Origin of the sequence: Citrobacter sp. Cpo089 (assembly GCF_030332695.1) — a bacterium.
GTDB lineage: Bacteria > Pseudomonadota > Gammaproteobacteria > Enterobacterales > Enterobacteriaceae > Citrobacter > Citrobacter portucalensis.
The window spans coordinates 1-25,351 of record NZ_JAOWHJ010000076.1; the positions used below are offsets into that span (position 1 = coordinate 1).

General features: G+C 50.3%; 27 protein-coding genes, 2 pseudogenes and 1 other annotated feature. Of the genes and pseudogenes, 2 read left to right on the top strand and 27 right to left on the bottom strand.

All coding sequences use genetic code 11. The features are described from left to right. A pseudogene (locus OGX92_RS21830) lies at window positions 1–315 on the top strand (IS1-like element IS1B family transposase); the annotation flags it as partial. 16 nt (window positions 316–331) lie between these two features. Here OGX92_RS21830 and OGX92_RS21835 read toward each other — a convergent pair. The 13 genes and pseudogenes from OGX92_RS21835 to thrS form a co-directional block, all read right to left on the bottom strand. Further along, a pseudogene (locus OGX92_RS21835) lies at window positions 332–526 on the bottom strand (EAL domain-containing protein); the annotation flags it as partial. A 318-nt stretch (window positions 527–844) separates the two neighbouring features. Further along, on the bottom strand, window positions 845–1,309 hold the full coding sequence (locus OGX92_RS21840; protein WP_003832591.1) for an NlpC/P60 family protein: 465 nt from the start codon (window positions 1,307–1,309) through the stop codon (window positions 845–847). A 77-nt stretch (window positions 1,310–1,386) separates the two neighbouring features. Next, window positions 1,387–2,136 (bottom strand): vitamin B12 ABC transporter ATP-binding protein BtuD, encoded by a 750-nt coding sequence (gene btuD / locus OGX92_RS21845; RefSeq protein WP_008784579.1) that lies wholly within the window; start codon window positions 2,134–2,136, stop codon window positions 1,387–1,389. Further along, window positions 2,136–2,687 (bottom strand): glutathione peroxidase, encoded by a 552-nt coding sequence (locus OGX92_RS21850; RefSeq protein WP_003832585.1) that lies wholly within the window; start codon window positions 2,685–2,687, stop codon window positions 2,136–2,138. Before OGX92_RS21850 ends, btuD begins: the two co-directional genes overlap by 1 nt. A 60-nt stretch (window positions 2,688–2,747) precedes the next feature. Then, on the bottom strand, window positions 2,748–3,728 hold the full coding sequence (gene btuC / locus OGX92_RS21855) for a vitamin B12 ABC transporter permease BtuC (protein WP_003832584.1): 981 nt from the start codon (window positions 3,726–3,728) through the stop codon (window positions 2,748–2,750). A gap of 121 nt (window positions 3,729–3,849) precedes the next feature. Beyond that, the gene (ihfA, locus tag OGX92_RS21860; RefSeq protein WP_003030571.1) at window positions 3,850–4,149 is read right to left on the bottom strand and encodes an integration host factor subunit alpha; all 300 of its coding nucleotides are present in this window, start codon (window positions 4,147–4,149) and stop codon (window positions 3,850–3,852) included. A gap of 4 nt (window positions 4,150–4,153) precedes the next feature. Beyond that, window positions 4,154–6,541: a phenylalanine--tRNA ligase subunit beta gene (gene pheT / locus OGX92_RS21865; RefSeq protein ID WP_003832581.1), complete on the bottom strand. Its 2,388-nt coding sequence runs from the start codon at window positions 6,539–6,541 to the stop codon at window positions 4,154–4,156. Window positions 6,542–6,556: 15 nt separating this feature from the next. Next, on the bottom strand, window positions 6,557–7,540 hold the full coding sequence (pheS, locus tag OGX92_RS21870; protein ID WP_003832580.1) for a phenylalanine--tRNA ligase subunit alpha: 984 nt from the start codon (window positions 7,538–7,540) through the stop codon (window positions 6,557–6,559). Between the two features lie 124 nt (window positions 7,541–7,664). Next, window positions 7,665–7,789: a sequence feature (Phe leader region), on the bottom strand. After that, a complete protein-coding gene (pheM, locus tag OGX92_RS21875) occupies window positions 7,740–7,784 on the bottom strand; it encodes a pheST operon leader peptide PheM (protein ID WP_001386830.1) in 45 nt (14 codons plus the stop codon). Its footprint overlaps the feature before it by 45 nt. 120 nt (window positions 7,790–7,909) lie before the next feature. Continuing rightward, window positions 7,910–8,266 (bottom strand): 50S ribosomal protein L20, encoded by a 357-nt coding sequence (gene rplT, locus OGX92_RS21880; protein ID WP_003030578.1) that lies wholly within the window; start codon window positions 8,264–8,266, stop codon window positions 7,910–7,912. A 55-nt stretch (window positions 8,267–8,321) separates the two neighbouring features. Further along, window positions 8,322–8,519: a 50S ribosomal protein L35 gene (rpmI, locus tag OGX92_RS21885; protein WP_003030583.1), complete on the bottom strand. Its 198-nt coding sequence runs from the start codon at window positions 8,517–8,519 to the stop codon at window positions 8,322–8,324. A 96-nt stretch (window positions 8,520–8,615) separates the two neighbouring features. Further along, window positions 8,616–9,158, bottom strand: coding sequence for a translation initiation factor IF-3 (gene infC / locus OGX92_RS21890; RefSeq protein ID WP_048997935.1), 543 nt, complete (start codon window positions 9,156–9,158; stop codon window positions 8,616–8,618). A gap of 3 nt (window positions 9,159–9,161) precedes the next feature. Next, window positions 9,162–11,090: a threonine--tRNA ligase gene (gene thrS, locus OGX92_RS21895; protein ID WP_003832572.1), complete on the bottom strand. Its 1,929-nt coding sequence runs from the start codon at window positions 11,088–11,090 to the stop codon at window positions 9,162–9,164. A gap of 508 nt (window positions 11,091–11,598) precedes the next feature. On the opposite strand from thrS, the gene OGX92_RS21905 reads away from it, so the two are divergent. Beyond that, on the top strand, window positions 11,599–12,633 hold the full coding sequence (locus tag OGX92_RS21905) for an acyltransferase (protein ID WP_191219833.1): 1,035 nt from the start codon (window positions 11,599–11,601) through the stop codon (window positions 12,631–12,633). Here OGX92_RS21905 and OGX92_RS21910 read toward each other — a convergent pair whose 3' ends face one another. From OGX92_RS21910 to OGX92_RS21975, 14 genes are all read right to left on the bottom strand, one after another. Then, a complete protein-coding gene (locus OGX92_RS21910) occupies window positions 12,634–14,847 on the bottom strand; it encodes a tail fiber/spike domain-containing protein (protein ID WP_286587044.1) in 2,214 nt (737 codons plus the stop codon). A 58-nt stretch (window positions 14,848–14,905) separates the two neighbouring features. Further along, on the bottom strand, window positions 14,906–17,392 hold the full coding sequence (locus OGX92_RS21915; RefSeq protein ID WP_286587045.1) for a host specificity factor TipJ family phage tail protein: 2,487 nt from the start codon (window positions 17,390–17,392) through the stop codon (window positions 14,906–14,908). Further along, window positions 17,352–17,771 carry an NlpC/P60 family protein gene (locus OGX92_RS21920; protein ID WP_286587046.1) on the bottom strand — a complete coding sequence of 140 codons (420 nt, stop codon included), beginning with the start codon at window positions 17,769–17,771 and terminating at the stop codon, window positions 17,352–17,354. Before OGX92_RS21920 ends, OGX92_RS21915 begins: the two co-directional genes overlap by 41 nt. Then, complete coding sequence (locus OGX92_RS21925; RefSeq protein ID WP_286587047.1) at window positions 17,764–18,234, bottom strand: hypothetical protein; 471 nt, start codon at window positions 18,232–18,234, stop codon at window positions 17,764–17,766. Before OGX92_RS21925 ends, OGX92_RS21920 begins: the two co-directional genes overlap by 8 nt. Beyond that, window positions 18,234–18,734, bottom strand: a complete 501-nt coding sequence (locus OGX92_RS21930; RefSeq protein ID WP_286587142.1) for a hypothetical protein — start codon at window positions 18,732–18,734, stop codon at window positions 18,234–18,236. The genes OGX92_RS21925 and OGX92_RS21930 overlap by 1 nt, the downstream gene beginning before the upstream one ends. Continuing rightward, window positions 18,734–21,673, bottom strand: coding sequence for a tail protein (tape measure) (locus OGX92_RS21935; protein ID WP_286587048.1), 2,940 nt, complete (start codon window positions 21,671–21,673; stop codon window positions 18,734–18,736). Before OGX92_RS21935 ends, OGX92_RS21930 begins: the two co-directional genes overlap by 1 nt. 12 nt (window positions 21,674–21,685) lie before the next feature. After that, window positions 21,686–22,357, bottom strand: coding sequence for a DUF6246 family protein (locus OGX92_RS21940; protein WP_286587049.1), 672 nt, complete (start codon window positions 22,355–22,357; stop codon window positions 21,686–21,688). Window positions 22,358–22,414: 57 nt separating this feature from the next. Then, window positions 22,415–23,158 carry an Ig-like domain-containing protein gene (locus OGX92_RS21945; RefSeq protein ID WP_286587050.1) on the bottom strand — a complete coding sequence of 248 codons (744 nt, stop codon included), beginning with the start codon at window positions 23,156–23,158 and terminating at the stop codon, window positions 22,415–22,417. A 62-nt stretch (window positions 23,159–23,220) separates the two neighbouring features. Next, on the bottom strand, window positions 23,221–23,604 hold the full coding sequence (locus tag OGX92_RS21950) for a phage tail termination protein (RefSeq protein WP_286587051.1): 384 nt from the start codon (window positions 23,602–23,604) through the stop codon (window positions 23,221–23,223). Further along, window positions 23,601–24,065 (bottom strand): HK97 gp10 family phage protein, encoded by a 465-nt coding sequence (locus tag OGX92_RS21955; protein WP_286587052.1) that lies wholly within the window; start codon window positions 24,063–24,065, stop codon window positions 23,601–23,603. Before OGX92_RS21955 ends, OGX92_RS21950 begins: the two co-directional genes overlap by 4 nt. Before the next feature lie 2 nt (window positions 24,066–24,067). Continuing rightward, window positions 24,068–24,424, bottom strand: coding sequence for a hypothetical protein (locus OGX92_RS21960; RefSeq protein WP_286587053.1), 357 nt, complete (start codon window positions 24,422–24,424; stop codon window positions 24,068–24,070). Beyond that, window positions 24,424–24,597 carry a hypothetical protein gene (locus OGX92_RS21965; protein WP_286587054.1) on the bottom strand — a complete coding sequence of 58 codons (174 nt, stop codon included), beginning with the start codon at window positions 24,595–24,597 and terminating at the stop codon, window positions 24,424–24,426. Before OGX92_RS21965 ends, OGX92_RS21960 begins: the two co-directional genes overlap by 1 nt. Further along, window positions 24,597–24,977, bottom strand: a complete 381-nt coding sequence (locus OGX92_RS21970; RefSeq protein WP_286587056.1) for a DUF7370 family protein — start codon at window positions 24,975–24,977, stop codon at window positions 24,597–24,599. The genes OGX92_RS21965 and OGX92_RS21970 overlap by 1 nt, the downstream gene beginning before the upstream one ends. Before the next feature lie 76 nt (window positions 24,978–25,053). Beyond that, entirely contained in the window at window positions 25,054–25,350 is a 297-nt protein-coding gene (locus OGX92_RS21975) for a hypothetical protein (protein WP_286587057.1), read from the bottom strand. Between the last annotated feature and the right edge of the window lies 1 nt (window position 25,351).

The following is a 25,351-nucleotide window of genomic DNA, read 5'->3' on the forward strand; positions in this document are numbered from 1 at the left end:
GACAGGCTCCGGAAGACGGTTGTTGCGCACGTATTCGGTGAACGCACTATGGCGACGCTGGGGCGTCTTATGAGCCTGCTGTCACCCTTTGACGTGGTGATATGGATGACGGATGGCTGGCCGCTGTATGAATCCCGCCTGAAGGGAAAGCTGCACGTAATCAGCAAGCGATATACGCAGCGAATTGAGCGGCATAACCTGAATCTGAGGCAGCACCTGGCACGGCTGGGACGGAAGTCGCTGTCGTTCTCAAAATCGGTGGAGCTGCATGACAAAGTCATCGGGCATTATCTGAACATAAAACACTATCAATAAGTTGGAGTCATTACCCTAGTTTTTCTACAAATAAACGACATTGTTCGTCGTCTGACATCCGAGGTAGGACCAGCTCGGTGGGTATACGCACATCCCCATGCGCACTGGCGAAACTGGTGATGATATCGACGAATTCAAGATCGCCTTTTTCGCTTCTCGCAGGAAGAAAAGAGAACTCAGAATGGTAAAGATTATCCAGTGAAACAATCATCGTGCCAGCCCCGCTGCATGGGTGTTATCCGGCATCCTGTAGCAAAGGATGGAGAAATACGTTACTGCTGATGCAAGTAGAGGCCCTTTCATTTTTCCCTTTTTAGCCGGTAAATCGAATCCTTTTTTTTAGCTTATCCTGATTATAAGCGAATATCCAGCTTTGCACTTTTTAATATCTCGGAATAAATCATATTTTTAGCAAGATACGCTCTTAATGTTCAGGGGTATTGTCTAACCAAAAGCAGAAATAAAAGTTAACTTTCAAATGGTGATGTTAAGGCTGCGCACTCGATGGCAGCCTCGGAGTTACGGGGGATTAAATACGTCGTGCCTGCCAAAAGTTTTTACGCCAGTAAACGTTATCCAGAGACGAGCGCATCACGCCACGGCTGGTTGAAGCATGAATAAACTGATTATTGGTATCGTAAATACCAACATGCAGACCGCTTTCCCCAGACCCGGTTTTAAAGAAAACCAGATCGCCTGGCAGCAAATCATCTTTATCAATTTCGGTACCAATCTTTGATTGCGTACGCGTATCGCGCGGAAGTTGCAGGTCGAATTTATCGCGCATCGTCATCAAAACAAATCCAGAACAATCCACCCCACTACGACTCATACCGCCATAACGATAGGGTGTGCCATGCCAGGTTTGGAGCTGATCATTAAGACCGGCGATAACGGCAATAGAATCCGACAAGCGGGCATTTGGCGCAGGCGCACGATGGCTGCTGCAGCCCGCCAAAAACAATGCTGTGATGAAAAGGAGCCAAAAGCGCATTCAGTACGAATCCTCTGAATTTTATTTTTATGCCAATTTAGCGTGGAAATTATATGATTTTCAAGAACCCATTTCACTTAAGTGGTTGATATGAGCATTCTGTGCCCTTCAATATCCAAACGTCGGAAGTTGACGCCATAGGCCGCAGACAGATTGGCCGGCGTCAGTACCGCATCTCGTGAACCACTGGCAAGCAGTTTCCCGCGTTTGAGTAGCCAGGCTTTATGCGCATGGCGTAAGGTGTGATTAAGGTCATGGCTACTCATCACAATCGCTATGCCCTGCAAACACAGCTGACTCAACAGTCGGTCCAGTGCGTTTTGTTGCGCGACGTCCAGACTGTTCATCGGCTCATCCAGCAGTAAAAGCTGACCTAATGGATTCGCTTGTGGGCAAATCTGCAGGATAACCGCAGCCAGGCGCACACGCTGCCACTCACCGCCGGAGAGTTGGTTCACGCCGCGCCCCAGTTTATCTCCCAGACCGAGCGCATCGGCGATCTCCTGTAACAGATCGGTGCGTGCTTTGTCGGGTTGATGCAGCGTCAGAAAATGCCAGACCGGCATGGCAAACGGCGGATTTTGCTGTTGCGCAAGATAGGCGCGATATTGCGCCAGCCTGGCGGCCGGCCATTCCTCCAACGGCATATCACCAAAAGTGATACTTCCCTCTCCGTTTGTCAGACCCGCCATACGCGCCAACAGCGTACTTTTTCCGGCACCGTTTGGTCCCACTAAATGCAAGATCTCTCCTGCTTTTATCTCACCAGAAAGCGGGCCGAGACGGGTCGATTCCGCGACGTCCTGTAGCTGCATCAATCGAGACATTAGTTTGCCAGCGCCTGCTTGATGGTTTGCACCAGGATGGGATCCTCAGGCGTCATATCCGGTGAGAATCGTTGCAGCACTTTTCCATCGCGACCCACTAAAAACTTCTCGAAATTCCACAGGATATCGTCCGGGTAGAGCGGCGCACGGCCTTTGCTCGCCATTCGCTCGTAGAACCCACTGTCCGCAGGCGCAACGGCCGTTGGCGCGGCATCAATCAGCTTCTGATACAGCGGGTGGCGTCCCTCGCCGTTGACGTCAATTTTGCTGAACATCGGGAAAGTTACGCCCCATGTGGTACTGCAGTACGTTTTTATTTCCTCTTCGCTGCCCGGCTCCTGGCCCAGAAACTGATTGCAAGGGAAACCAAGAACGCTGAAGCCCTGTTGGTGCCAGGCTTTCTGCAGATTCTCCAGTTGCTCGTACTGCGGCGTCAGCCCACATTTTGAAGCAACGTTGACGATTAACAGCACATTCCCGGAATACGGCTGCAGTGAGGTAACCTCGCCGTCGATGGTCGTCACTTCTGTATCGAGGATAGTGTTTTGCATAGCATCTCCAGAACAACAGGTGGATTTTCAGTTTTTAATCATAGACCGAACCAACGCGTTCTAGCGCGCGGCTTTTAACAATAGCCAGATAAATACCGGCGCACCCATAGTGGCCGTTACCACGCCGATAGGTAACTCAGCCGAGGCCAGCACCAAACGCGCGACAACATCAGCAAACAATAATGCGATTGCGCCAGCCAACGCACAACCTGGCAGTAAAACACGGTGATCGGTGAGGCCGCACAGTCGCAAAATATGCGGGATCACAAGCCCAATAAAACCAATCGCCCCTGCCAGAGCCACGCTCACGCCAACCATCCAGCCTGTGGCAACCACCAGCAGGTTGCGCCAGAACCATAATGGCAGTCCCAGCTGACGCGCAGAAGTCTCTCCTAACGCCAGCATATTCATCGGCTGCGACTGACAGCAGATCCACACCAGTACCGGAATCAACGCCACCATGAGCCAAGCCTGATGCCAGTCTACGCCACCGAAGCCCCCCATCATCCAGTACATCAGCTGTCGTAAGTCAAACGAGGTAGAGAAGTAGATAGCCCATGTCATCAGCGCGCTACAGATTATCCCCAGCGCCACCCCCGCCAGCAGCAGACGGCTGGTAGACAGATGTCGACGGGCGAAACGTAGCAAAATAAGCGTGATAATCAGCGCCCCGGCAATGGCGCAAAGGCCCAACGCCCAGCCGGGGAGTTGCCCCTGCCCCAGCAGCACCGCCGCGATAAGCCCGACTCCCGCGCCGTTAGATACGCCCAGTAATCCAGGCTCTGCGAGCGGGTTTTCAAACAGAGCTTGCATCACTGCGCCAGATAAGGCCAATGCAGCGCCTACCAGCAAAACGGCAAGGGTACGGGGAAGTCGAATTTGCCAGACGAACAGATCGCCGCGGGCGCTGAACCAGTCGCCGGGAGCGATCCATTGTTCTCCTGCGCACAAGCTTAGAATCGTTGCCAGTAGCATAAGTACTGACAGTGACAGTATCCAGCGTACGTTTCGACGCTGCTGTTGATGGGCGAAAGTCAGCATGTTTTCCATTCTGCTGAAAAGAGATGGAGGTGATTCTACGGTGCTGATTCGGTAGTGAAAAGGAAAAAGGCCGCATAGCGGCCTTTTTAGTTATACGCGTCATACTCTGCGTATCGTTAAATCACTCTTCTTTGGGCGTTGCGTTTTCAACCCGGCTTTTTAACTTCTGTCCGGGTCTGAAGGTCACCACGCGCCGTGCTGTAATGGGAATATCTTCGCCCGTTTTCGGGTTACGGCCCGGACGTTGATTCTTATCACGCAGATCGAAGTTACCAAAACCAGAGAGTTTTACCTGCTCACCATTTTCCAGAGCACGACGGATCTCTTCGAAAAACAGCTCGACCAGTTCTTTGGCATCCCGCTTGCTAAGCCCAAGCTTATCAAACAGATATTCTGACATTTCAGCTTTTGTAAGCGCCATAGGTTCAATCCCTCAATGATGCCTGGAATCGCTCTTTTAATGCCTCTACACATTTGGCGACGGTAGCGGCAATCTCCTCTTCTTCAAGTGTACGGCTGGTATCCTGAAGGATCAGGCTGATAGCGAGGCTCTTATAGCCCTCCGCAACACCCTTACCGCGGTACACGTCAAATAAGTTTACGCCAACTACCTGATTTACGCCAACTTTCTTACACTCGGATAAAATATCCGCAGCGGGAACGTTTTCTGCCACAACGACTGCGATATCGCGACGGTTCGCTGGGAAGCGAGAAACTTCACGCGCCTGAGGCACCACGCGGTCTGCGAGCTTATTCCACTCCAGTTCAAACACCAAAGTGCGACCGTTCAGATCCAGTTTACGTTCCAGTTCAGGATGAACAACCCCAATGAAACCAATACGTTCACCTTTCAGATAAATCGCCGCAGACTGACCCGGATGCAGTGCTGGATTCGCTTCAGCTTTGAACTGAATGTCCCCCAGTTTTCCGGTCAGGTCGAGAACTGCTTCCAGATCGCCTTTCAGATCATAGAAATCAACGGTCTCTTTTGCCAGATTCCAGTGTTCATCATGACGGTTACCGCAGATCACGCCAGCCAGCATCAGATCCTGACGGATCCCGAGGTTGGCCTGCGTATCTGGCACGAAACGTAAACCCGTTTCGAAAATACGTACGCGGTTCTGCTGACGATTCTGGTTATACACTACCGTAGACAGCAAGCCGGTCCACAGGGACAAACGCATTGCCGACATATCAATAGAGATTGGGCTTGGCAGCAGCAGCGCTTCTTCACCCGGGTGCAGCAGCGACTGGACTTTCGGGTCGACGAAGCTATAGGTAATGACTTCCTGATAGCCTTTGTCATTCAGCATGGTTTTTACACGTTTCAGCGACAAATCCGCTTCACGATGCGTACCCATGATAAGACCCGCCTGAATCGGCGTGTTCGGGATATTGTCATAACCGTATACGCGGGCGACTTCTTCGACCAGGTCTTCTTCGATTTCCATATCGAAACGCCAGCTCGGGGCGACCGCTTTCCACTCATCCTGCCCTTCCGTCACGTCACAACCCAGACGACGCAGAATGTCGCTCACCTGCTCATCGGCAATATGGTGTCCGATCAGACGATCCAGTTTGCTACGACGAAGCGTAATGGTTGCGCGTTTTGGCAGCGTGGCTTCGTTCGTCACGTCAATGACTGGGCCCGCTTCACCGCCGCAGATATCAATCAGCAGGCGCGTTGCACGTTCCATGGCCTTATGTTGCAGCGCAGGATCGACACCACGCTCATAGCGGTGAGATGCATCGGTGTGCAGGCCGTGACGACGCGCGCGACCGGTAATAGACAGCGGGCTGAAGAATGCACATTCCAGCAGGACGTTTTGTGTTTCATCGTTCACGCCGGAATGTTCGCCACCAAAGATGCCGCCCATCGCCAGCGCTTTGTTGTGGTCCGCAATCACCAGCGTATCTGCATTCAGCTTCGCTTCGCTTCCGTCCAGCAATACCAGGGTCTCACCTTCTTTTGCCATACGGACAACAATTCCGCCTTCAATGCGGTCCTTGTCGAATGCGTGCATCGGCTGGCCCAGTTCGAGCAGCACATAGTTAGTCACGTCGACCACGGCATCGATAGAACGAATACCGCAACGGCGCAGTTTTTCTTTCATCCACAGCGGGGTCGGCGCTTTAACATTGATGCCTTTCACCACGCGGCCCAGATAGCGTGGGCAGGCTTCCACGGCTTCGACCTGAATCGGCAGGACGTCGCTAATGGTCGCAGCTACTGGCGCGAATTCCGGCTCAACCAGCGGGGCTTTGTTCAGTACAGCAACGTCACGCGCTACACCGATGATGCCTAAGCAGTCGGCGCGGTTCGGCGTGACGCTGATTTCGATGGTGTTGTCGTCAAGCTTCAGGTATTCACGGATATCGGTGCCAATTGGCGCATCGGCAGGCAGTTCGATAATCCCGTTATGATCGTCGGAAATACCCAGCTCGGAGAACGAACACAGCATGCCTTCAGATGGTTCACCGCGCAGTTTCGCGGCTTTAATTTTGAAATCGCCCGGCAGAACGGCACCAACGGTTGCCACAGCCACTTTCAACCCCTGACGGCAGTTTGGCGCACCGCAGACGATATCCAGCAGGCGGTCGCCGCCTACATTCACTTTGGTGACACGCAGTTTGTCAGCGTTAGGGTGTTGGCCGCATTCAACCACTTCACCTACCACAACGCCGTTAAACGCGCCGGAAACAGGTTCCACACCGTCAACTTCAAGACCCGCCATCGTGATTTGGTTTGACAGCGCATCGCTATCAATCGCCGGATTTACCCATTCGCGTAACCACAGTTCACTGAATTTCATTGTTTTATCCTGCCTTTATTTAAACTGTTTGAGGAAACGCAGATCGTTTTCGAAGAAAGAACGCAGATCGGTAACGCCGTAACGCAGCATGGTCAGACGCTCCATACCCATACCGAATGCAAAGCCGGAATAGATTTCCGGATCGATGCCAACATTACGCAACACGTTCGGGTGAACCATCCCGCAGCCCAGCACTTCCAGCCATTTGCCGTTTTTGCCCATCACGTCAACTTCCGCAGATGGTTCAGTAAACGGGAAGTAGGAAGGACGGAAACGTACCTGCAGGTCTTCTTCAAAGAAGTTGCGCAGGAAATCGTGCAGCGTGCCTTTCAGGTTGGTGAAGTTGATGTTGGTATCAACAATCAGCCCTTCCATCTGGTGGAACATTGGGGTGTGAGTCTGATCGTAATCGTTACGATATACGCGGCCCGGGGCGATAATACGGATCGGCGGCTGTTTTTCTTTCATGGTGCGGATCTGCACGCCGGAAGTCTGCGTGCGCAGCAGACGCGTCGCGTCAAACCAGAAAGTGTCGTGGTCAGCGCGCGCCGGGTGATGGCCAGGAATGTTGAGCGCATCGAAGTTATGATAGTCATCTTCGATTTCCGGACCGGTCGCCACGGTAAAGCCCAGCTCACCGAAGAAACTTTCAATCCTGTCGATTGTACGCGTTACAGGATGCAGACCGCCGTTTTCGATACGACGCCCAGGAAGGGAGATATCGATCGTTTCTTCAGCCAGACGAGCATTCAGTGCAGCGCTTTCTAATTCGGCCTTACGTGCGTTCAGCGCTTGCTGTACCTGCTCTTTCGCTTCGTTAATCACCGCACCTGCTGCCGGGCGCTCTTCTGGCGGCAGTTCGCGCAGGGTTGTCATCTGAAGGGTCAAGTGCCCTTTCTTGCCCAAATATTCGACGCGGACATTGTCTAACGCGGCAACATCTGAAGCCTGGTTAATGGCGGCCGTTGCACTGGCAACCAGCTCTGCGAGATGTGACATGGTTTTCCTCGTTATGTTGCGATATTCACTAGTCGCTCGTATATACGCAAAATCATTCAAGTTGTATCAACGCGGCCAAAGAGCGAATGCAGCCAATATAGAGACAACTTGAAGGATGACGCGTATAAAAAAAGCCTCCACCAGGGAGGCTTTTAGGCGCTGTTTTCCGTTTCTTCTTTCACGCGCAAGCCTCCTGAGTTCAGGTGCTAAAGTAAAAGAAGAAGCGGAAAATAGCAGCATTCATGCTTGCGTTACCTTGTGTGGTAAAAACCGGACAACCTTTATTGAAAAGGCTTACGGATAAATTGTCAACTAATTGATTGCTCTACAAATAAAAGAGAGGGAGCCAGGCTCCCTCTTTTCACCGGCTTATGCCAGAGCTGCTTTCGCTTTTTCGACCAGAGCGGTGAACGCTACTTTGTCGAATACTGCGATGTCAGCCAGGATCTTACGGTCGATTTCAACAGAGGCTTTTTTCAGGCCGTTGATGAATTTGCTGTAAGAAATACCGTTCTGACGTGCTGCTGCGTTGATACGCGCAATCCACAGTTGACGGAACTGACGCTTTTTCTGACGACGGTCACGATAAGCGTACTGACCAGCTTTGATAACAGCCTGGAAGGCAACGCGGTATACGCGAGAACGCGCACCGTAGTAGCCTTTAGCTTGTTTCAAAATTTTCTTGTGACGTGCACGGGCAACTACACCACGTTTTACGCGAGCCATATGTGCTCTCCTGTATCTATATTCTTAGTAAAAAAATGAATTAAACGTTAACGGCTTATGCGTACGGCAGGCACGCGATAACCAGACCCAGATCGCCTTTAGACACGAGGCCTTTTGGACGCAGGTGACGTTTACGCTTAGTAGATTTTTTGGTCAGAATATGACGCAGGTTTGCGTGCTTACGCTTAAATCCACCACCACCGGTTTTTTTGAAACGCTTAGCAGCACCGCGTACGGTCTTAATTTTTGGCATTTTAATAACTTCCACTTCGCATTGTTAATAAACGAAACGTAGGCGAACAACGGCTGCGGAACCCGTAGGCTCCACAGACATTGCTACTTGAAGGCCTTACTGTTTCTTCTTAGGAGCGAGCACCATGATCATCTGGCGGCCTTCGATCTTCGTAGGGAAGGATTCGACTACTGCCAGTTCACTCAGATCGTCACGGACGCGGTTGAGCACTTCCATACCGATCTGTTGGTGGGCCATCTCACGACCGCGAAAACGCAGCGTGATCTTAGCCTTATCGCCATCTTCCAGAAAGCGTACCAGGCTGCGGAGTTTTACCTGGTAATCGCCATCGTCGGTGCCAGGACGGAATTTAATTTCCTTAACCTGGATAACTTTTTGCTTTTTCTTCTGTTCCTTAGAAGACTTACTCTTTTCATAAAGGAACTTGCCGTAGTCCATAATACGACAAACTGGCGGTTCGGCGTTAGGGCTGATTTCAACTAAATCTACTCCAGCTTCTTCAGCTTTTTCGATCGCTTCTCTCAGACTCACAATACCCAAAGCTTCGCCTTCCAGACCTGTTAAGCGAACTTCCAGGGCGCGAATCTCGCCATTGATACGATTCGGACGTGCCGTTTGAACTCGTTTTCCGCCTTTAATACCTTATTCCTCCAGTTGTTGAAGACTGCGGCTGCGAATCTCTTGTTGCAGCTTCTCAATCACTTCATTTACGTCCAGGCTGCCCAAGTCTTTGCCACGACGGGTGCGCACGGCAACTTTGCCTGCTTCTACCTCTTTGTCGCCACAGACCAACATGTAAGGGACACGACGTAAAGTGTGCTCGCGGATTTTAAAGCCAATCTTCTCATTTCTCAAGTCTGCTTTTACACGAATACCCGCATTTTGTAGTTTCTGCGTTAATTCGTTAACGTATTCAGACTGAGAATCGGTGATGTTCATGACCACAACCTGAACCGGCGCGAGCCAGGTCGGGAAGAAGCCAGCGAACTCTTCGGTCAGGATACCGATGAAACGTTCCATCGACCCAAGAATTGCACGGTGAATCATAACCGGAACCTGACGCTCGTTGTTTTCGCCAACGTAAGAGGCGCTTAAACGGGACGGCAGGGAGAAGTCCAGCTGTACAGTACCGCACTGCCATGCACGATCGAGGCAGTCATACAGGGTAAATTCAATTTTCGGACCGTAGAACGCGCCCTCACCCAGTTGGAACTCAAACGGGATGTTGTTTTCTTCCAGCGCAACGGCCAGGTCAGCTTCAGCACGGTCCCACATTTCATCGCTACCGATACGTTTTTCGGGGCGAGTGGACAGTTTGACGACGATTTTCTCGAAGCCAAAGGTGCTGTACATATCGTAGACCATACGAATGCACGCGTTAACTTCATCACGAATCTGCTCTTCAGTACAGAAGATATGTGCATCATCTTGAGTGAAGCCACGAACACGCATCAGGCCATGCAGTGCACCTGACGGTTCATTACGGTGGCAGCTACCAAACTCAGCCATACGCAGCGGCAGATCGCGATAGGATTTCAGACCCTGATTAAAGATCTGCACGTGGCCTGGGCAGTTCATTGGCTTAATGCAGTATTCACGGTTCTCAGAAGAGGTGGTGAACATTGCATCTTTGTAGTTGTCCCAGTGACCTGTTTTTTCCCACAGCACACGGTCCATCATGAACGGACCTTTCACTTCCTGATACTGGTATTCTTTCAGTTTTGAGCGAACGAATACTTCCAGTTCACGGAAGATAGTCCAGCCATCGTTGTGCCAGAACACCATACCCGGTGCTTCTTCCTGCATATGATACAGGTCAAGCTGTTTACCGATTTTACGGTGATCGCGTTTGGCCGCTTCTTCCAGACGTTGCAGGTAGGCATTCAGGGCTTTTTTATCTGCCCATGCAGTACCATAAATACGCTGCAGCATCTTGTTATTGCTGTCGCCACGCCAGTATGCCCCTGCAGTCTTCATCAGTTTGAAATGATGGCAGAAACGCATGTTCGGCACGTGCGGGCCACGGCACATATCGACATATTCTTCATGATGGTACAAGCCAGGCTTGTCATCATGGGCAATGTTTTCATCAAGAATGGAGACTTTATAGGTCTCGCCACGCTTCACGAAGGTTTCACGCGCTTCGTACCAGCTGACTTTCTTCTTAATGACATCGTAGTTTTTCTCAGCGAGCTCGTGCATCCGCTTCTCGAGCGCGTCGACATCTTCCTGGGTTAACGTACGGTCAAGATCGATATCGTAGTAAAAACCGTTATCAACAACCGGTCCGATCGCCATTTTGGTGTGCGGCCAGAGTTGTTTGATCGCGTGCCCTAACAAGTGCGCACAGGAGTGACGAATGATCTCCAGACCTTCTTCATCCTTCGCGGTAATGATGGAGAGCTTCGCATCATGCTCAATCAGATCGGAAGCATCTACGAGCTCACCATCAACACGGCCAGCAATAGTGGCTTTCGCCAGACCTGGACCGATGTCCAGCGCAACATCCATGGGGCTTACAGCGTGGTCGTAATGGCGTTGGCTGCCATCAGGAAGAGTAATAACAGGCATGTTATATCCTTATTTGCAGTGGTGACCCACACGCAAGATCACATACAAAGAGAAAATTTGTTTGTTTACAGTAAGTTGTGTAACCATCTAACCAACAATCGCTAAATTGGTACACAATCTGGTACACAAATGAAAAACTGACATCAGCAGCCTCTCACCCGGTAAAACGATGGTAACACTAAAAAAGTGGTGATTGCACCACTCTGTTTCACATTGATTCAAATTGTCTTGCAACAATGGATGCGATCGACTAAGTGAGTAAGATGCGAGCGCATGCTAGCAATAGCTCTATGCGCAGGGCATACAATCACGCTCAGTACATCGATACGCGACAGGAGATGATGGAGTGGTGGGCAGACTGACTTGATGATAACGCCTAGTGGTACATTTTGAAAACTAAGACTATTATTGCATGCGCGGGCTTTAGCTATAATTGTTGTACGATATTCATTTACCTGCAATAATGTTAAAAATTTTGCATACATTATATATAATATACGTGGTATTTATGAAAGAACGGAATTTAAATATAGATGCATTAAGAATTTTATCATGTATTTTTGTTATAGGAATACATGCAACATATAACTTTAATCCAAATGGACTAATGGATTTCAATAATTATGCAGGGCTATTTCTACACTCAATATTCAGGGCTGGATTGCCAGTTTTTTTCATTATAAGTGGATATTACTTATTGAACTCAAAAATAACATCCATCAAATCATTTTATTTTAAGAGATTGGTAAATATAATAATACCATTCTTAATATATTCATTGCTTCACTTTATTATAATGAATAGAGAATCAACATCAAGCTTAAATATTTATAGTGATTATTTCATAAAATTATTTAATGGATCTCTATCTGTACATTTTTGGTTTGTTTATGTCATAATCGGAATGTATTTATTCACCCCAGTATTTTCAAGAATTATCAATGAGGTTAGTGATAGAACTTTAAATTTATTATTCATATCATTGTTAATGGCATATTTGATAAATATGTACTCTAGCAATTTAACAGATATAAACATAAAACAATTTGAACTACCATATTTAAATCACTGGTATCTTTATTTTTTCATTGGTGGATACATTGGTCGCAAGAAGTTCACAATGAAAAAAATAACATCAATTTCTTTGATTATTATTGGTTATATATTAACCGTTATATCAATTTATAAAACAAAAGACTATCATTATTTAATGCCTTTTGACTCAGGGATTAATATGATAATTCTATCAACATCAATATTCCTTTTTTTTGCACGAACAGACTTTTCATTTTCCAGGGGAGGCGTTCTAATAACGGAGGTTTCCAAGCATACTTATGGCGTTTACTTAATACACATGGCAATTCTAAATGTCATATACGTTTATTTTATGACAAGCAATATTGTATATAATTCATTAATGATGATATGCACCTGCTTATCCATATCGTTTGTAATTTCATATATCACAGACAATATTTTAATAAAAAGAATTACAATTCTATCTGGTGTATCAAGAATAATATCAACACCAGATAGAAAATAATCAACAATCAATTAACTGGGTTGTTTTTGCCACTCCCCCGCTGCCTTTTGAAACAGAAGTTACGGGGGTTATCATCAATGAAGGAAGTAATAATGTACTATTTTCAACATATGCAAGATCTGTTGCTGTGGTTGTATTAGCTATATTTATAGACATCATTACTACATTTCCTCCTTTTGATATGATAGGTCTAAATCCACTTACCGGAGAAGTTAGGTTCATATCTGATATGTTTAGATATGCTCTCAACTGAGATGTCCTGTTTATTATTGCTGGGAATGTAGTCCCATTTATGCTCAAATTCATGATAACACTAGAATCAGTTTTATCCAAAACTACAACGGCATTTTCTGAAGAACTGCTTCCAGTGACATTATTAACGACGAAATCAAGATGTAATGTTCCTCCCGGTCTACCTGCCTGAGCTGAACCACCGTCATTTATAAGTCCATATAAAACATTATCTACGCATCCGCTTATATTTCCTGAGCATCCGCCACCAGTGGCAAAAGTGATTATTAATTTAGTAATCACGTTGCTAGATGATTCTGCTCTGCCATCTACAACCACACCATTAATAGATATATTATTATCATTGGTTCCAAATGTAATTGAAGAATTAGAATTTGATTTTGACTCAAACCCATAGATTGAGATAACATTCTTAGTGTGTTGACTGATAATGTCAGGCCATGCTGGAATCATATTGCCAAATGACAGATCGCTTAATGTATTTCTAAATCCTTTTACATTAACACCTGTACTAATACATGAACTAAATGCACAACCATGCGCACAATGCTCAACTAATATATTATTGAAATGGTGATCCACAACAGAATCAAACTGAACTCCGACCCCACCCCTACCAAATCCTGACGGATCTGAAACAACTAGTTTTGCACCAGATGCCCAGATATCTGACGTCGTTAACGAGTCGATCGTTGAAAAAAGCATCATTGCGCCGGCCTTGCTTTGATACATCTCGTCGCCAACTTTTGAAGGATCATAGAATGCACATTTAAATGATCTGAATTCATGCATTTCACCAGACATATCAACAGCAGAAAAAAATGCATTCCCAGTATATGCCCCATCTGTGAATACAAGAACAGAAATCCCTGATCCTTTACCAATAACACCGCCACCATTTTTGTTGTATCTCACCGTTGTTGGTGTGAAATCAGTGTGACCAAGGAAAACTTCTTTATCCATCCTGTATTTACCTGATGAAAGCTCTATATATGAATGCATATATTCTGATTGTCTATATGATGCAGTGACATTCGCAGTATACTCTCCAGTAGTTGCCCTCCACGCTTTCATAAATGCAGGTGAGCAGTTAACAGAAGATGCAATCTCATCATAAGAACTCACCGTAGCAGCACCAAACCACTCTGGTTTTACTCCGCCTTTTGCTATCTTTACAGATGGCACAGCTACAGGTGACGTGTAAAAATCATCCTCAGTGTCGAATATTTTATATCCCCCTGCTCTTATCTCTGAGTTGAACGTAACCTGAGCTCCGTTTCTGGGCTTCAAGATTGCACCTGGCTGGAACGTTACAGGAATATCTATTGTAATGTCATCGTTTATCAGATAGAGGCCAGGAACTAAAAGGAGTTCACGCTGCGATGATGCCAGTACAGGTAGAAAAGCATTTATACCAACAGCATCATTATTAACACCATCAGCAAAAATATTTTCTCCGTCCTTAGCTGTGATAATATCCGAAAGCCAGTCATGAACAGTTCTCACTGTCGATCCTGAAATTGGCTGCTTCACCACTACCAATTCATCGCCATTGCCATCATTGCTGCTTGCAAGATCTCCTCGTAGTGACGCATCACCTACTCCAACCCATGCTCCAACTCCTATGCCGCCACTTGATTCTGGTGTTGAACCAGCAGGGACATCCTTGGGGAATACCCCATCCCAGCGGTAATATTCCCCAGATGCTTCCAGACGCAGAACCTGATTTGGCAGCGTCAGTGTGTTTCCATCTTCGAAACTGTCCAGCGTAATATAGCCAAACGCTGAGATCGCCTGCTGAGCCACCCAGCGCAGCCCTTCAATGGTGTAGTGAGCATCGCCAAAACGGTCAATATATTTCCGAGCCATTGACGTAACAAATTCATCAATTTTCCCTGCATTAAATTTAATGTCGCGATGCGATTCGCTTGGTACTGGCAGATTAGTAGGTTGCGTAGCCATATTATTTCCATAAAAAAAACCGGCCATAGCGCCGGGTTGTGCTGTGAAAGTTGGTGGTCTATTCGTAGATCTTGTCGCTGTACTCAGCGAGGGTTAATGCGGTACTACCCTTTCCATCTGGTTGCTTGGCTGTGACAGTCCATCGCCCAGAGTCAAGCTCCTCCGAAGTAGCAATTGCGTATCGCGAAGGTGACTGAACGTCGAGGCCGTCATAAAGGTTGAGAGTGACGGCGGGAATTGCAGCTGTAAATCCGTACGGTGTGTCTGCGCGCGGGGATTCTGGATAGCGCGCCGTAGTCGCCCCCATCGAGTCGGTTATCTGAACGAACATCGATCCGGAGAAGGTGATCCTCTCACTGGTTTCAAAATCATTACCGGTACGCGACACGATGTAGCCAGCCTGCTGGTTAGTATCGTAGGTGTCCGGCACCTGGACCATGTCCCCGATATTCACCCATTCTCCGTCAGCTAGCGCTGTGACAGACATCGTCATGCGGGAATAGATAAGTCGGCGGCACTCACGCAAGGCGCGCTCATTAGCCTGGAAACGATTCCTGATATACAACAGCTCGAACTTTTTCGCCTTTGTAGGCTGACCTTCAACAATGCTGTTTCCATCTACCCGGTATCTCACGTAGTCCTGTTTGTTGGTGTCAGGATTACGATACTGAACCTCCACGCCGTCAAAGCCTCCTGGAAGCGTCATGTCGTAAGACAGTGAATACCCGTCTGGCTTCGTATTTGACCGGTTGAAGATTGTAGCCGGCGATGCCTTTTTGCTGTCACGCGTGAACGAAAGCACGCCATTATCATCGTAAACCGACACGCTGGCCGCATCGCAAATGGACTCCATGCGCGAGCCCAGTGAGATATCCTCGTCATCGAAGGTGTAGTCGAAGTAACCCAGGCGCGGGTCAATAGCATCTAGCTCTGCCTGAATCTGGTACAACCCATAAATGTCGATCGTGTCCTCTGGCTGCTTACCGACCACCAACCAGTTGTGCAGCGCGATATCTGCAAACTTGCGCGATGGCCTGATGGTGTAATCAACCTGCTGCGTCGCTACGTTGTAGCTGATAACGTGCCGCGTGATGAGCGCATTGTACTTTCTCTCACGACCGCTGGTCGCGTTCTCGGTGGCCCTCACCTTTACGGTCACGAGCGTATCGTCCGGATACACGACGTTATTACGGATGTTCACCGAATGAATCTCTTCCAGCTGCAGCACGCTCCTGTCGTGACTGTTGTTCGTCCTGGTAAGGGAAATGGAATATCGGCCAACCCCAGCCGTCGGAATGATTTTATCTGTCTGGTAAAAGGTATCTGACAGATCATCTCGCGGATTCTGGACGTGGTAGACGAACTCCTGCATCGTACCGGGGATCTGATTATTATCATCATCAACTTTCCAGATAACCACCTTCCAGTCGGTGTAATCCTCCGGACCGAGCCTGGACTGCGTGTGTATCCATAGCTGTTCTGCCGGAAGCGGAGAGAAAAACGGACCGACGGTAACGCCAGAATTCTGCATCAGGATAAATTTGGTCGTGTTTATCGTCGCGGTATCAATAGGGATGCCAGGGCCATTCAGTTGGTCAAAGATGAACTCGTAATATTGAACTGGGTTTATCACCGCACCATCATCACTTTCAATGCAGTTGATGAGGTTGGCGCTGAGGGTCACATCCTGTGTAACCGCCCCCTCAGTAGTCGAATACGTGATGTTGATAATGAACTTAACTGGTGAAGGCCGCGGCAGGTCTTTGAAAAAATCAAATTCCGCCTGCTTGACGATCTTCATCGATATCTGACCACCAGTATAATTACCGCTGATTACTGTATTGGCAGTTGCCGTTTCAACCGGTAGCTCATCACTTTCGTTAGGGCCTGGCAATTCCTGACCATCAACGTCATCAAACTGGTACCCTTCCTGAATTGTTGGGATGGTTTCTCCAGGCTGATAAATCGTGTAGCTGGCGCCAGCCATAGAGCCGAGATTCGACTCTGAAAATCGAACTGACGTAACGTCATACTTGCCAAGGCCAAAGCACATCAACTCGGTAACGTATTTCAGGTTGCTCACATACTCAAAAAGCGATTCCTGAATCAGGTCCGGGAATGCCCTTACCTGCCCGAAGTTATCCGGCTTCGCTTCTCCGTTACGCGCGATGTTCGTCTGCCCTTTCAGGCTGTTGTTTGGTGATGTCTTGCTGTTACCGGCGGCAGCGGATCCGGCATTAGGCTTTGGCATCAGGCCAGACAAAACCTTCTGCGTGAACTTAATCGGGTTGAGGTGCTCGAGTGGGTTAAGGATGGTCCCTATCAGGCCGCCGCCTTTTGGCTGGTCAAAGATGATGACCCGGTCAGACTCCTGGAGGCTGAACGCCAGCTCATCATCTGGCTGCAGCTCTCTGCCGTTCACGTTTATTCTGACGTCTTTATGCAGGCTTTCCTGCATCAGCCACTCAGAGAATACAGTACCGACCTCTACGACAGCCCGGTCCTTAGGCAGTCCTGGAACTCGCTGAATTTCGATTATCGGCATAAGAATAAAACTCGACTCTGGTGAATAGTTTTTGAATTGTTCTGATGGCGTCAGACCTGACGTGCCCGTTTTCCCCGCGGCTGTGTAGTGCGCGACCATCAACTATCAGCCCGACGTGAACCGGTTGGCTCCCCACCCACGCCACGAATATGCCGTTCTCCGCAAACACGTCGCAGCGCTTCCAGAAGACAACATCAGCGTCATAGCAGGTTAGGAAATCGTGGCCACACTCGTAGTCAGGAGACTGGTGTATTTCGATGCCAAGAACGTGACGGTAGTAAAGCACTACCAGCCCCCAGCAATCTGCCGTCTCGAAACTGCATGCCCGGTTTCGCCACGGCATTCCCGTAACAAGGGACACAAACTCATCTTTAGACATTCTGCAGCCCCGGGAACTCTTCGACGGTATACAGGCGCCCAACGTTGCGGTTGAGTGGATTTATTCGGGTGAGCGGACAGGTAACGTCCTTGTCATCCATCGAGCAATCGCTGACATACAGCGTCCAGGACTTAATCGCCATCCCCATGTCAGCAGCATCAAACAGTTGGTAAGTGGCAGATATTGGCGTGATGCGGTCGAAGGCCTTCCACTGTTTCAGCTTTTGCTTGAAATCCTGCGCCAGTCGGCTGAACTTTACGGTACTGTCGAGGATCGGCGTATTGCTCTGCTGGCTTTCAGTAAGCTCCATGCGGCATGGCGTATACACCTGGCCACCGAGCGTCTTCGGGAAGATTTGATTATTTACCAGCCTCACATAACCAAAAACCGGACTGTAGAACGTTATCGTTTCGTACAGTATCCGGTTTGGTCGCTGGCTTTGAAACTCTCTGAGTGTTGGCATTACGGTACCCTGGGGATGCTTTCCGGATCCCGTTCATCAGGATATCCGGTGACAATAATATCCAGCCATGACGCCCACGGCGGTGGAAGCTCGACAATGATGTCGTCGTATTCGTCATCAGAGTTAACCAGTTTCCGCGCAACGACATCGCCGCTCCAGGTAAACACGGACCCTGACTGCGACCAGGTCGGCCATGCAAGGAAATGCAGCTCCTGTATCTCAATTCCGGTGCCTCCGGTCCCGGTTCCAAGAGGCATCGTGAACCACTGGTTGCCGTTGTCGAGATAGTTTGGACTGCGTAACCATTGCATAAAGGCCCGGTGCTGGTCTCTGGTTTTGAAAATCCATGTCAACGAAAACGTCGTCTTCAGATCGTCGGTGAGTTTCTGGAATATCGGCGAACCGACCGTCGGCTGGTCAGTCCTGAACCCGGTATCTGTGGCTGGTGTTTTTCCTTTTTGCGCCAGCGGGAGCCAGTCAGGATATGGGATCGCCATTATTAGCTCCTTGCCTTGCGCGGCGCTGTGAAGTTTCTCTGTATTGCCTGACTTGCTATGCCGCCATTATCCATGTCGTAAATAAACGCATCGACAGACCAGCCGCCTTTTCCATCAGGTGTTGCCTGGGCATCAACTGTGGCACCGGTGTAGTTATTGATATTCACAACCACACCTCCTCCTGCAGACCCACTATTCAGGTCTTTGTTGCTGATGACTTTCCCATTGTCCCCTGGAATCATGTACTGGCTACCATTCGATGCCTGGTAAATTTCAGGCATGCCGCCCTCACCTACCTGGTACATCGAACCTGATGAAACTGGGCCGCCATTCTTGCGTTTACCAGCAATTCCTCCAGCCATCGCCATTGCAGCTATGACAGCACCGATACCAATGGCCGCCGCACCACCAAAAGAACCAATAGATGCGACGATAGCCGCTGGAGTCCATGCCGCGGTGGTTGCCGCTGCTGAGGAAACGCTCGCTGCGGTAGTCGTTGCTGTACCTGCGACTGCAGCCGATGTCGTTGCTGTGGTGGCGGCGATTTGAGCAGCACTACCAGTGATCGCAGATTTAACCCACTCAACACCCATTTGCACAAAGCCATTGATGAGGCTATTCAGCGCGTTGCTTGCTAGAGATCGCATTGCCTCTTGAGCAGACATGCTTCCGGTCAGGATCCCTGTGAAAGCATTGGAAGCATTGCCTGCAAGTGATTCAAAGCTAGCGGCGAGCATTTCATTGCCCAGGCTCTGATTTCTCCATATCTCCCACTGCGCAGAAATGCGAGCCTGCTCGTACTCCCTGTCAGCAGTAGCGCGCAACATAAGTGCATTCTGATGAGTGATAAGCCCCTGCTGTTCGAATGCCTGAATGAGCGCTAGCTTGCGGGCGTTCTCGTTCGCCAGTTGCTGAACAGGGTCAACGCCACCGACCGCATCTTGCTGTGGAGTTACCGCTTGTTGGGCGCGGATTTTTGCCAGGTTTGCCTGGTGAGTAGCCTCCAATCTCTCGGATGTCTGATTAAACTGGTCCTGGCTGATTTTCTTCGCAGCCAGAGCGGTATTAAGATCCTCTACATCCTGCCTGTAACTGGCGTTCTCGCGTGCCTCAGGAAGAAGTTTCTCAGCTGCCGCCTGCGCCTTTATGGCGTTGGCAGTGTCCCATTTTGCAGCAGCATACTGGCGAGCCTCTGCGATCTGCGCTTGAGTAGCTCCTTTTCCAAGAGACTGCTCAGCATTGAGCATCGCCTGTTCGCGACTCAGTTTATTGGTTGAGTCGGCGGCAAGTTCTGACTGCTGTTTCAGATTCGCTAGTTTCTGAGCAATAGAATCCGCCTGGGAAGCGCCTTTTTTCTGCTCGGACTGAAGTGTCTTCTGCGCCTGCGTATTCTTGTACGTAGCGGCAGCATCATCTTCCATCTGCTTAGCGTGCGGATCATCCTTCGCAAACCCTGCATCTTCGGCTGCATATTGTGCCTGCAGCCGCGCGCGGGCCTCGCCCTGCAATTTCGATAGAGCCAGGTTGCGCTCTGACTGCTTGATGAGGTTTTTCTGGCCAGAAGTAAGGTTGTCGACCTCTTTTTTCATCCCGGAGAGATTGATTTGAGCCTCTCCTGCCACCCTGACGAGTTCTGTTAACGGGCCAAGGAACGTTCTTATTGCCTCGGCACCATTTTTAGTTGAGCTCTCAGTATTCTGCAGCTCAAGAACAAGCTTCTGTAACGCCTCAGGTGTTGGGTTGCTTGCAACCTCAGAAAGTTGCTTGCTTAACTCGAAAGCCCGCTGCTCAGAAACACCGAACTTATCTGCAAGGGTGGTTACGGTGTTTTGAATAGCGTTAGCGTTTACCGTGAACTTAGCTCCGGCATTCCTTGCTTGCTCCATGGCGGCCGAGTAAGTGTCAGCTGTTGCACCGACGGTAGAAAGGTTTTTATTGAATTCATCGATGGACGCAATGCCACCAACGAAAGAGGTCTTCAGTTTGTCGGTGAATCCAACGATAGAATTGGACGCATCGTTGATGGATTTAGGTATCTTCGCTATGGCAGCGTTGTACTCAATCATTGCCTGATTTCTCAGGATGGTTGCTGCTTCGGCATTAGTCCTTGCCAGATTAGCGTATTTATCAGATAAGGCTGCCACCCCGTTCTGAGAGACGTTGATAACCTTGTCCATCGCTTCGGCTGCATCTTTGAGTGCGTCCATGGCGTTCTTGCCGCCATTCAAAGAGGTAATCAGGACGCCAGCCAGCACGGAGCTCAGCGCAATGAATGCCCCAACTACTGCACCTCCCGGGCCAAACGCGCCGGCAAGTTGCGAACCCTGCTGTGCGAAGGCCACCAGCGCCGACTGCCCGCCCTGGACCTGTACGATGAAGTCCTGAACTTGGTATCCAGCCTGCTGCATGCTGCTCTTCCAGCTGCCAGTACCTTTTGCGCCACCCTCAGCGCCAGTCTTCATGTCATACAGTCGGCCAGTCAGCTCGCCGATCTTCTGCTTCTCTTCGTCGGTGGCTTTCGACCCTGCACGCAACTGTGCAGCCAGGACTGCGGCACTACGCGCGCCATTCTCCTGAGCTTCGTCCAACACTGCCAACTGGTTGCCCAGCGCCTCGATGATGGATTCGGCACGGCTGAATTCACTGCTCGCGCCGCCGGTACCGCTGCGGGCCTCTTCCATTGCGCGGGCAATTCCGCTCACGTTGGTATTCAGCTTGCGCAGCTGGTTATCCATCGAGTTTGCATAACCGGCCAGTTCAGTAAATGCGGATCCGGTTTGAGACGCGCTCTGGTCGAGGTTGTCCATTCCCTTGCCTGACTGCTGGGCCGCAGCATCCAGTTTGTCCAGAGCGTCAATGGCTTGTTTCCCGCCCTGCAGCAGCGGCTCAACGTCGGCGCTGATTTCATACACGATGCTACCGGCGTTCTTCTCACCTGCCATATCATTCTCCGGTTATTGCTTTGCTTTTGCCCTACGTGCGGCCTGTTTAGCCAGGTACTCGTCGGCGATACTGTCGTACTCTTCGCGAGTGAAGCCTTTCTGGTCCGGGTATTTCGCCGCCAGCAGCATCTGGAATTCGGTCATCGTTAACTGAGAGGCTTCGGCGCGGTTCATCTCAAAGTGACTACGCGCAGCACTGATGTAGTCGAAGGCTTTAAATTCGTTCGTTCTCACACCCGTTTCGTGGCGCTGTAACTGCCGGACCTTTGCCTTTCCGACGACACCGTGCTGCATGAGGTGCTGCGCCAGCACGATGATGTCGTTCTTCGGCATCTGGCCAGGGCGGTATACAACGCAGTGTCGCCAACCCTTCCACTCGCCAATCATTGGCGTCAGGTCCTCATCACAGCACGCCTGCAGCACCAGCATGCACATTGATAACAACTTCTCAGCAGCGCGGTTAAATGATGGAGATAACCAGGCAGGGAAACGCCCCAGCGTGCCTGCGCACACCTCAATCAGCTGAGCGACATCATTGCCGTGTATGGTTGCGTACACCTGCACAATCTCTTCGGGAGTGCCGATCCTGGTCATGGCCTCGAATGAAGGCCGCAGCAGGTAATCTTTCCCGCCTTCGCGGCTGTCGCTGATAGAGAGTTCGCCAATATCGGTTAAAGCGGTCATAGGCCTTCCAGTAAACGGTCATTATCAAGGGCAGCACGCCGCCCTTTGGAATGTCCGTTAGGTAACGGTAACCGTATGCACGGCCACAAAGTTTCCGTCTTCGGTGTTGATGATGATCTGCGCGCTGCCGGTGGCTACACGCGTCACGGTAACGGTGTTGCCGGATGCCGTGGCAGTGGCTTTGGTGGCGTCGGTAGTCGCTACAGTGAAGTCTTTGTTGGTAGCGCCGGTTGGTGCGATATTCACCGTGAAGGTGCTGGTACCGCCCGCCGTGCCGGTGCTGGTTGTCGGAGTTACCGTCACGCCAGTCACTGCTACAGCAGTCAGTTCGTTCACTTCGATGGTGGTTGCATCGCCGACTTTGAACTCGGTGGAGAACGTGACGATGTCGTTGGTTCCACCGTCAGAGCTCAGCGCCGTGATGTTCATGTAGCCGATGAATTCAACCGGTCCATAGTCCATGCGAACCCAAATACCAGGCTGCTTCTTAGCCTTCAGTTGCGCAGCAAAATACGTGACGAACTTGCCGATGCCGTACTGGTCCAGCTTGTCTTTCTTACGTACTTCACCTTCAAAACTGATAGTGAAGTCACTGTTCGTGATGATGGTTTCGACATAGCCGCCGCCGTCATCTGCGTCTGAAGTAACAGAGTTCGGGTTGAAGTCGAAGCCCTTAGACGTGCCAGCGGCCAGCGCCAGCCACTCAGACTCAAGTGGTTTAACGTCCGGGCAGCCATCGGCAACCTCCAGCACGATAGCGCCGCCAAACAGGCGTTCATTTGAGTTCTGGCAATCAGCCATTTGAAACTCCTTAATTTGCATAAAAGAAAACCCGCCGAAGCGGGTCTGTCTGGTTGAGGGAGCTATTCGCCGAAGGTGCAAGCGAACTGGAGTCGAAAGACTATTCGTCCTTCTTCTGTGAGCACCGGCGCGGGGATTGCGCCCATGTTCTGGATGTAGCCGACACATTCATCAGCCATGGGATTGGTCTGGACGTAATCGACGATACGCTGCACGGCGTTGAGCGCGTCTTTGCGCTTATCTTTCGCGCCGACGACGTCTACCAGGACGTGATATTCAGACCCGAGATCGGTGCGGATATTCGACCCGCCGTTTGGCCTGAATACCATGATCGCCTTCGACAAGTCGCCCGGGTCGTCATACATCAACTGCTGCACCGTGAAGCCGGCCGTTAGCCCGGCATCGCCGAACATATTGCGCACCCGCTCGTGCATCATGGGTGTCATAGCGAAAGCTCCTTGCGCATCACCGCATCAACGTTATCGCGCTCGTCATTCGCGCCCTTGGTAAGGAATTGCGGTTCACCGTGCGGATCCCAGTAGTTACCAGTGCCAGTACCACCGCCGAACTCTTTTGGTTTCTGCGGGCCGACTGATGAGCGATTACTGGTCACGCCAAAGTGCGCGCGCGGCTGGCCTTTCAGTTTGCCTGATGCCTCATGAACGTACGCGGCATAGTTAGCCGAGTAACCAATGCGACCGGTGATGAGTACGCCGCCAGCGTCGATTTCCCGAAACTGGCTGTTAATCAGCGTGGAGGTGTCGATCGGGGTGTAATAGGCCGCCCGGGCACCGATGAGAATCATCGCCGACTGCAACGCACGAATGACCTTGCGCCCCTTAACGTCGTTGATAACATCGTTCAGGTGCTTCTTCGCCGCGCTAATACCTTTCACCTTGATGCCCATGGTTACACTCCCGTAATTATCGCCCAGTCATCTTCCAGGCCGTCGAGAGTGTCGTTCCATCGCGTTACGTGACGAACCTCATCGGCACCTGCCACGACCGGGTCTGGTTCAGTGCTTAAGCCAATCAGGATGTAATCGCCCTCATCAGCCAGCGCAAACGCAGTAAAGAAGGTGTTTTTTACGACAACCTCTTTACCGATGGAGCCGAGCTTTGCTGACAGGCCGCCGATGTAGTCGCACATGATGGTTTCGGGAGGTTCGTATGGGTCGACAGGATCGCCCCACTCGTCATTGCCACCTGCACCCTTGCGCCATATCGTGCACGGCTTGTTGTAGGACCATGAAGCAGTAGATGACATCAGCCCTCCTTCCAGCGCAGCACCTTCGCGCCAGTCACCCGGATGCGAGCACAGTTGATATGCCACTCGCCGTCAGATTTAACGTAGCCAGTAGTCTCCCGCCCGGTGTCGGTCATTACCCACACACGATAAAATGACTTCGGCAGCCTGACGCTTACTGATATCCACGTCATCAGCAGCCTCCGACCACCAGGAACAGGCCCACGCTGTTACCAGCACTGATTGGCAACTCACTGGTGCATCCGCTGGTATCTAGTTTCGCCAGCGAGTCGCGCAGCCAGGTAATGCTGTCGTCGCCATATTCAAACGAGCGGGACGCGCCGGACGGCGCACCCTGCGATTTGATGCGGCGAGCCCCGGACGACGTAGCCATCAGAGCGGCGGCGTACATCATGATCAGCTTCGCGGTGCAATCGTCATACCCCGCACCATCGAGGCACGGGATAATCTTGTTCACCACACAGAGGATCGGCTCCAGCAGCGCACCCGGGATGGAGTAACCCAATTCACCGAGGAACGCCTGCACGTCTGCCGCTGTGATTGGGTCAGCCATGGTTATTTACCTTTTGCTTGCTCATCCAGCTCATCTCGGGATTTAGCCGGGTTATCGAACTCACGAAGCGCCATGGTTATTTCCCCTTTTTAGGCTTAGCGGTAGCGTCTGCCTGCTCTGCCTGCTCTGCCTGCTCTGCCTGCTCTGCCTGCTCTGCCTGCTCTGCCTGCTCTGCCTGCTCTGCAGGAGCATCTTCGGCACCAGGCGTCGCAACTTCAAGCTCCTGAGCCTCGACTTCACCCACGACCGATACACGGCCAGCGAAAGCCGGTGGCACAGCAACAGCAACGAACTCATGACCCACCGGCAGTTGCTGGAATACGCCGTTAATCGTTCCCCAGCAGCCAGTCTTCTCGACTTTTAACTTTTTCATG